We start from the raw sequence: 5,171 nt of genomic DNA on the forward strand, positions 1-5,171 counted from the left end.
CGGCGCCGAGGACGCCATCGACGCGTTCGTCGCGCGTTGCCGCGAAGGCCCGCCGGCTGCTCACGTCCAGCGCGTCGAAGTCGAGGAAACGGAAGAAGCCGCACCCACAGGTTTCGAGCAGCGTCCCACGATCTAACCTTCTTTTCGTCATGCCAGCGAAGGCTGGCATCCATGCTGAGTCAGAATGGACCCCAGCCTTCGCTGGGGTTGACGTGAGGAAGTTGTGCTGTTCAGCGGCTAGCCGCGCTTGCGGCCGATCAGAGTTCCTTTGGTGCCGCTCTTGTCGAGTACGAAGTCGAACTCCGGATAAGCCTTGCGCCAGCGGCGGGCGACGACGCGCTCGCCGAGCCGCGCGGCGTCGTCGAGCATCACCGTGCCGCCGGCCGAGATATGGCCGAACAGCGAGGCCGCGGCGCCGCGGGTGAAGGGATGGATCGACCAGGGCGGCCCGTCGATCAGCATCAGATCGATCCCGTCCGGCAGCGGCCCATGATCGTACCACAGGCCAGGCCAGCCGCCCGGGGAAGGCCGCAGCGCGACCGCGTGTAGATCGGCCGTCAGCCCATGCTCGGCGAGCCAGTCGCGCGTCGCGTCGATGAAGTCGGCATGCTGGTCGAAGCTGATCAGCCGCCCGCCGCCCGCTTTCTTGAGCGCGCGGGCCAGGACCAGAGTGGAGGCGCCGGCGCCGAACTCGACCACCAGCTTCGGCCGATGGGCGAGGATATGATCGACGATCAGAGTGAGTAGGCCGGTATCGGCCTTCCAGCTGCCGAGATAGGGCAAGGCATCATAAGGCAGATCGAGCCGGTCGAGCAGCCGATGCTTGTCGGCCAGCCGGCCGCCATGCAGGCTGCGCAATAGCCAGGGCCATTGGATCGCGCCGAAGGCGAGCGTCGTCGCCCAGTCGCCGAACGAGCGGCCGTCCGAGCCGATGACGGGCGTGTCGCCGATGGAAAGCAGGCTGGTAGCCTCGCGGGTCGTCATACGAATCCAAACTCCACTTCCGCCCCGCTGCCAACGCTCTTCGCCGTCGATCAAGGCAATTTTATGAACGGGCCGCCTTAGCCGCTGAACGGATCGCGCACGAGGATTGTGTCCTCGCGCTCGGGGCTGGTGGAGACCAAAGCGACCGGGCAGGCGATCAGTTCCTCGATCCGGCGGATGTATTTGATCGCCTGCGCCGGCAATTGCGCCCAGCTGCGCGCGCCGGCGGTGGATTCGCTCCAGCCCGCCATCGTCTCATAGACCGGCTCGACCGCGGCCTGATCGGCGGCGTGGGCGGGCAGATGATCGATCGGAGCGCCGCGCAGCCGGTAGCCGGTGCAGATGCGGATTTCCTCGAGGCCGTCGAGCACGTCGAGCTTGGTGAGCGCGATGCCGGTGACGCCCGCGACCGCCATTGACTGGCGGACCAAAGCGGCGTCGAACCAGCCGCAGCGGCGCTTCCGCCCGGTCACCGTGCCGAACTCGCGCCCCCGCTCGCCCAGCAACTGACCGATCGCGTCGGAAAGCTCGGTCGGGAAAGGGCCGGCGCCGACGCGGGTCGTATAGGCCTTGACGATGCCGAGCACGAAGCCCGCCGCGCCGGGTCCGAGCCCGGTGCCGGCCGCGGCCGTCCCCGCCACGGTGTTCGACGAGGTCACGAACGGATAGGTGCCGTGATCGACGTCGAGCAGCACGCCCTGCGCGCCCTCGAACAGGATGCGGCGGCCGTCGCGCCGCGCCTGATTGAGCACCGCCCAGGCCGGCCGGGCGAAGGCGAGCACGAAATCGGCGATCTCGCCCAGATCGCGCTCGAGCCGGGCGCGGTCGACCGGCGGCTCGCCGAAGCCAGCGCGCAGGGCGTCATGATGGGCACAGAGCCGGTCGAGCTGGGCGCCGAGATGGCCGAGATGGGCAAGGTCGCAGACCCGGATCGCGCGCCGGCCGACCTTGTCCTCATAGGCGGGGCCGATGCCGCGCCGCGTCGTCCCGATCTTGCCCTTGCCGCTGGCGTCCTCGCGCAAGGCGTCGAGATCGCGATGGATGGGAAGGATGAGCGGGCAGGTGTCGGCGACGATCAGCCGCTCCGGCGTCACCTCGACGCCCTGGCCGCGCAGCGTCTCGACCTCGGCCTTCAACGCCCAGGGATCGAGCACCACCCCATTGCCGATCACCGAGAGCGTGCCGCGCACGATCCCCGACGGGAGGAGCGACAGCTTGTAGGTCTGCTCGCCGACGACCAGCGTATGGCCGGCATTGTGGCCGCCCTGGAAGCGGACGACGAGATCGGCGCGGCTGGCCAGCCAGTCGACGATCTTGCCCTTGCCCTCGTCACCCCACTGGCCGCCGATCACGGTGACGTTCGCCAAATTCGCAGATCCTGAGATTGCGCCCGCATTGTCGGGCGGCCTGCCTCTAGGCAAGGCGCGCGCCCTCGTCCACCCGCGCCTTGTGTCGCCGATGAACGAAACGTTGTTTTAGGTTCATGCAACCGCCGGTGATTGGAGCGCGTTGGTGGTTCGGTTCAAAGGAGGATTTTATGCGCAATCTCATTCTTGCCGTGTCGGCGACGGCCATGGCCGTGCCGATCAGCATGGCGCTTCCCACGACGGAAGCTCAGGCGCAGCGTTATTACGATCGCCATGGCAATTATGTCGGCCGGACCTGGCGCGGGCGTGATGGCCGCTATTACTGCCGTCGCTCGAACGGCACCACCGGCCTGCTGATCGGCGGCGCCGCCGGCGCGCTGATCGGTCGCGAGATCGACGGCGGTCGAGACCGGACCGCCGGCACCCTGATCGGTGCCGCCGCCGGCGCGCTGATCGGCCGCGAGGTCCAGCGCAGCAGCCGCCGCGGGCGTCGCTGCCGCTAATCAGCGGACGCTATAAGGAAAGGGGCGCTCGATCGAGCGCCCCTTTTCGTATCAGCCTTTGGAAGGGGCGGCCGGCTTGGCGCGCGCCTTCGTCGTTCGCCTGGCGGGCTTCTTCGGCGCGGCGGCGCGGGCCGGCTTGGCCGCCTTTTTGGGCGCCGCCTTCTTCGTCGCCTTCGCCTTCGGCCTGGTGCGGGAGGCAGTGGCCGAGGCCGCCCGTTGCGGCGCCGCGGCGGGCGCTGCCCCGGCTGCGGCCGTCATCCGGCGCACCATCTCGGTCGCCGCGTTGATCATCGCCGCCCCGATCTTGTTGGCGCTCTCGGCCGCGGCGTCCGCCGCCGCCTCTGCCGCGCCTTGCGCCTGGCGGGCGCCGCGCCGGGCGCTGTCGCGGACATTCTTGTTCGCGGCCAGCGCCGCGGCGGCCGTCACCAGCCCGGCGGCCAGCAGGCTGCGCGCCATCGGGTTTTGAGCGAGCTCGGCCGCCCGCCGTCCGGCATCGCGCAATGCGTCGGGGATCGCGTCGGCCGCGCTGCGCGCCTTGCCCGCACCGGCCTTGCTGGTGGTCTTGCTCTTCGCCATCCGTCCTTCTCCCTGGAAAACATGTCGTCCTCGTAACAGACCGGCGCTGCGGATAACAGTTTCGCCGCCGGTTCCACGAATAAGCGAAAGGCCGCCGGAGAAAGTTCCCCGGCGGCCTCTCGACATGGTCAGCGGCCGGAAGCCGACTGCCCGGAAGCAATTGAGAAGGCTAGGCCTTCGTCTCCCGAACGGACTTCACCGACCCCTCTGCTGAACCATGAGACATCGGATCACCTCCTTTCGCTGCGGTTGCGCCTGGGGGAAGATATGAGTCGGCGCGAATCGGCGAACAAGTCTTGTTTTCGGATTTTTCGACGCTAGGATTCCATGCTTCGCGCCGCCCGCCGGGCGGCTTTTTCATGTCTGCCGAACCGCTAGCGCGCCGCGGCCCCGTTGGTCGCGGGCGCCGCCGCGTTCGCGGCCGGGGCGACGGCGTTGCCCGCGATAGCCGGCGGTGCCTGGCTGGCGGCGCAGCGGGCGACGAAGGCGCTGAGCGGCGGTCCCGGCGGGAGCAGCAACGGCGCGGCGCCGACCGCGCGGACGCCGATCGGCGTCGCCGCGCCGCCCAGCGCCGTGATCAGCGGGTCGCCGCTGGTGAGGGTCGCGCGCAACAGCCCGCCATCGATGAGCTGGGCCGGAACGTCGCGGCGCTCGCGCCCGACGCTGATCGAGATCGACGGGTTCCCGCCCGCTTGCCCGGCACCGTGGCGCTGGAGCATCAGCCCGCCGCGCTCGGCGCAGCGCAGGCTGACGCCAGGCTGGCCGGTGGCGTCGGCGAACTCCAGCGCCGGGCTGTTGTCCTGCGTCGCCTCCCGCCACGTGCCCACGGCGATCTCCTCCTCCGCATTGTTGCGCAGCACGATGTCGGGCGCGATCTGGTTCATGTCGACAGTTATGCTCGCATCCTCCGAGCGGGCGCAGCCGGCGAGCAGGAGGATCGCGATGGGAAGAGCACGGCGCATGGACAGCCTTTCGAGAAATGAGTCCCGCCTTCTTAGCCCGGTCCGTCAGCCGCGCCTATGCCCGGCCCGACAGGATCAAAGGTCAGGCCGCGCATAGGCTAACACGCGCTTGACAGGCCCCTTGATTGATCGTTCAATCCAGTCATGAACATCGCCACCCGCCAGCGGATCGTGATGACCGCGATGGAGTTGTTCTGGGAGAAGGGCTTCCAGTCGACGTCGATCGCCGACATCCTCAGCCGCTCCCAGGTCCATTCCGGCAGCCTCTACCATTTCTTCCCCGGCAAGCAGGACGTGCTGGTCGCGGTGCTGGAGGCCTATCGCGACGGGGTCGAGGAATGGCTGCTGAAGCCCGCCTGGTCGGGGGTCGACGATCCCGTGGAGCGTATCTTCGCTTTGCTCGCCGGCTATCGCACCCAGCTCGTTACCACCGAGTGCACTTATGGCTGCCCGATCGGCAGCCTGGCGCTGGAGCTGCACGAGCCGGACGTCCGGATCCGCGAATTGCTCGCGGTCAATTTCGCGCAATGGACGAGCGCGATCGAGCGCTGCCTGGACGAAGCGAGCGCGCGGCTGCCGGCCGATCTCGACCGGCGCCGGCTCGCGGAGTTCACGCTGACCGTGATGGAAGGCGCGATCATGCAGGCGCGCACCTATCGCGACATCGAGAGCTTCGACCGCAACATCGCGGTGCTGCGCGGGCATTTCGACATGCTGATGGACACGGCCAGGCAGGAGAATGTGCCGGCCGAATAGCAAGGGGAGGGGAATATGCCTGA

7 protein-coding genes are annotated in these 5,171 nt (G+C 68.7%); 3 read left to right on the plus strand and 4 right to left on the minus strand.

Annotation, left to right across the window (positions count from 1 at the left end):
- The coding region (locus ACT4N3_RS12055; RefSeq protein WP_444855475.1) for an acylphosphatase at positions 1-136 on the plus strand (136 nt) is incomplete at its 5' end.
- A 101-nt stretch (positions 137-237) separates the two neighbouring features.
- Here the strand turns inward: ACT4N3_RS12055 and ACT4N3_RS12060 are convergent.
- Together ACT4N3_RS12060 and ACT4N3_RS12065 are read right to left on the minus strand one after the other, a co-directional pair.
- On the minus strand, positions 238-984 hold the full coding sequence (locus ACT4N3_RS12060; protein ID WP_444855469.1) for a class I SAM-dependent methyltransferase: 747 nt from the start codon (positions 982-984) through the stop codon (positions 238-240).
- 77 nt (positions 985-1,061) lie between these two features.
- Positions 1,062-2,351, minus strand: a complete 1,290-nt coding sequence (locus tag ACT4N3_RS12065) for an adenylosuccinate synthase (protein WP_444855470.1) — start codon at positions 2,349-2,351, stop codon at positions 1,062-1,064.
- Between the two features lie 170 nt (positions 2,352-2,521).
- Here ACT4N3_RS12065 and ACT4N3_RS12070 point away from each other — a divergent pair, with 170 nt between their 5' ends.
- Positions 2,522-2,854, plus strand: a complete 333-nt coding sequence (locus tag ACT4N3_RS12070) for a glycine zipper 2TM domain-containing protein (protein WP_444855471.1) — start codon at positions 2,522-2,524, stop codon at positions 2,852-2,854.
- Between the two features lie 51 nt (positions 2,855-2,905).
- On the opposite strand, the gene ACT4N3_RS12075 is transcribed toward ACT4N3_RS12070, so the two are convergent.
- Together ACT4N3_RS12075 and ACT4N3_RS12080 are read right to left on the minus strand one after the other, a co-directional pair.
- Entirely contained in the window at positions 2,906-3,430 is a 525-nt protein-coding gene (locus ACT4N3_RS12075) for a hypothetical protein (RefSeq protein ID WP_444855472.1), read from the minus strand.
- A gap of 374 nt (positions 3,431-3,804) precedes the next feature.
- On the minus strand, positions 3,805-4,392 hold the full coding sequence (locus ACT4N3_RS12080) for a hypothetical protein (RefSeq protein WP_444855473.1): 588 nt from the start codon (positions 4,390-4,392) through the stop codon (positions 3,805-3,807).
- 144 nt (positions 4,393-4,536) lie between these two features.
- Between ACT4N3_RS12080 and ACT4N3_RS12085 the strand changes: the two genes are divergently transcribed.
- Positions 4,537-5,148, plus strand: coding sequence for a TetR/AcrR family transcriptional regulator (locus ACT4N3_RS12085; RefSeq protein ID WP_444855474.1), 612 nt, complete (start codon positions 4,537-4,539; stop codon positions 5,146-5,148).
- Positions 5,149-5,171: the final 23 nt, after the last annotated feature.

It is taken from the genome of Sphingosinicella sp. (genome assembly GCF_052388015.1).
Taxonomy (GTDB): domain Bacteria; phylum Pseudomonadota; class Alphaproteobacteria; order Sphingomonadales; family Sphingomonadaceae; genus Allosphingosinicella.

Coding starts and splice junctions, on each gene's coding strand:
- ACT4N3_RS12070 (WP_444855471.1), top strand. CDS start 2,522: ATGCGCAATCTCATTCTTGCCGTGTCGGCGACGGCCATGGCCGTGCCG.
- ACT4N3_RS12060 (WP_444855469.1), bottom strand. CDS start 984: ATGACGACCCGCGAGGCTACCAGCCTGCTTTCCATCGGCGACACGCCC.
- ACT4N3_RS12075 (WP_444855472.1), bottom strand. CDS start 3,430: ATGGCGAAGAGCAAGACCACCAGCAAGGCCGGTGCGGGCAAGGCGCGC.
- ACT4N3_RS12080 (WP_444855473.1), bottom strand. CDS start 4,392: ATGCGCCGTGCTCTTCCCATCGCGATCCTCCTGCTCGCCGGCTGCGCC.
- ACT4N3_RS12085 (WP_444855474.1), top strand. CDS start 4,537: ATGAACATCGCCACCCGCCAGCGGATCGTGATGACCGCGATGGAGTTG.